Genomic DNA, 1,315 nt, shown 5'->3' with positions numbered 1-1,315 from the left:
CTAAGTATTGATTTTTAAATGAAAAGAGAGACTCGAGTTAACGAGTCTCCCCAATATTTGACATAGAGCCAAAAAAAACTACCTAACAAAAGTTAAGTAGTTCATCTGGTGCAGAAAGAGGGACTTGAACCCTCACGCGATTTCTCGCACATGCCCCTCAAACATGCCTGTCTGCCTATTCCAGCACTCCTGCATAAAACAAAAAAGCTTGTAATATAAAATTACAAGTTTTTGTGGCGTATCCTAGAGGATTCGAACCCCCGGCCTTCTGGTCCGTAGCCAGACGCTCTATCCAGCTGAGCTAAGGATACATAAAAAAATGGAGCGGATGACGAGATTCGAACTCGCGACCCTCGCCTTGGCAAGGCGATGCTCTACCACTGAGCCACATCCGCATAAGTATATTTTTATAAAGTTTTTTGGTGGAGGAGAGTGGATTTGAACCACTGAAAGCTAAGCTAACGGATTTACAGTCCGTCCCCTTTGGCCAACTCGGGAACTCCTCCATGTAAAATCCCATAGATTTATTGGAGCTGGTGGGAGGACTTGAACCCCTAACCTACTGATTACAAGTCAGTTGCTCTACCAATTGAGCTACACCAGCATCTCACTTATTAATCATAGCATACTTTATAAAATTTTGCTATGAAAATTTTATTGGCGACCTGGATCGGGCTCGAACCGACGACCTCCAGCGTGACAGGCTGGCATTCTAACCAACTGAACTACCAGGCCATTTTTGGTGGACACAATAGGGCTCGAACCTATGACCCCCTGCTTGTAAGGCAGATGCTCTCCCAACTGAGCTATGCGTCCATTCTGGTGACCCTGCCGAGAATCGAACTCGGGATACCACCGTGAAAGGGTGGTGTCTTAACCGCTTGACCACAGGGCCTCATTTAATTTGGTAGCGGGAGAAGGATTTGAACCTCCGGCCTTCGGGTTATGAGCCCGACGAGCTACCAGACTGCTCCATCCCGCGTCATCTTTTTACCCGGCTACTATTCTTTTTGGTGCCGAGAATCGGAATCGAACCGATACGGTGTTTAACCACCGCAGGATTTTAAGTCCTGTGCGTCTGCCAGTTCCGCCACCCCGGCCTATTTTTTTGGCTCTCAGGGTGGGACTCGAACCCACAGCCTACCGGTTAACAGCCGGTTGCTCCACCATTGAGCTACCTAAGACTATTGGGGACGACTTTTCGTCCCTTACTGGCGATAACTTACTCTCCCAGGTCGTTGCCAACCAAGTACCATCAGCGGACTAATGCTTAACTTCTGTGTTCGGTATGGTTACAGGTGTGTCCATTGTCCTA

At 47.8% G+C, this 1,315-nt stretch carries 11 tRNA genes and 1 rRNA gene; all 12 read right to left on the bottom strand.

From position 1 onward, the window contains the following. Positions 1-106 precede the first annotated feature (106 nt). Positions 107-193: transfer RNA gene (locus WMO19_RS09765), tRNA-Leu, on the bottom strand. Between the two features lie 41 nt (positions 194-234). Then, positions 235-311, bottom strand: a tRNA-Arg gene (locus WMO19_RS09760). A gap of 9 nt (positions 312-320) precedes the next feature. Then, positions 321-395: transfer RNA gene (locus tag WMO19_RS09755), tRNA-Gly, on the bottom strand. Between the two features lie 25 nt (positions 396-420). Then, positions 421-506 (bottom strand) — tRNA-Tyr (locus WMO19_RS09750). A gap of 22 nt (positions 507-528) precedes the next feature. Next, positions 529-604: transfer RNA gene (locus WMO19_RS09745), tRNA-Thr, on the bottom strand. A gap of 54 nt (positions 605-658) precedes the next feature. Further along, positions 659-735 (bottom strand) — tRNA-Asp (locus tag WMO19_RS09740). A gap of 5 nt (positions 736-740) precedes the next feature. Next, positions 741-816 (bottom strand) — tRNA-Val (locus tag WMO19_RS09735). A 4-nt stretch (positions 817-820) separates the two neighbouring features. Then, positions 821-895 (bottom strand) — tRNA-Glu (locus WMO19_RS09730). 10 nt (positions 896-905) lie between these two features. Next, a tRNA-Met gene (locus WMO19_RS09725) sits at positions 906-982 on the bottom strand. Positions 983-1,011: 29 nt separating this feature from the next. After that, positions 1,012-1,100: transfer RNA gene (locus tag WMO19_RS09720), tRNA-Leu, on the bottom strand. 9 nt (positions 1,101-1,109) lie between these two features. Then, positions 1,110-1,184 (bottom strand) — tRNA-Asn (locus WMO19_RS09715). A 25-nt stretch (positions 1,185-1,209) separates the two neighbouring features. Continuing rightward, positions 1,210-1,315: ribosomal RNA gene (gene rrf, locus WMO19_RS09710) — 5S ribosomal RNA — on the bottom strand; the annotation flags it as partial.

Source organism: Peptoniphilus hominis (ex Hitch et al. 2025) (genome assembly GCF_040096015.1).
GTDB lineage: Bacteria > Bacillota > Clostridia > Tissierellales > Peptoniphilaceae > Peptoniphilus_A > Peptoniphilus_A hominis.
The sequence above is the reverse complement of the archived record's forward strand: the minus strand, read 5'-3'. Positions and strand labels throughout refer to the sequence as shown.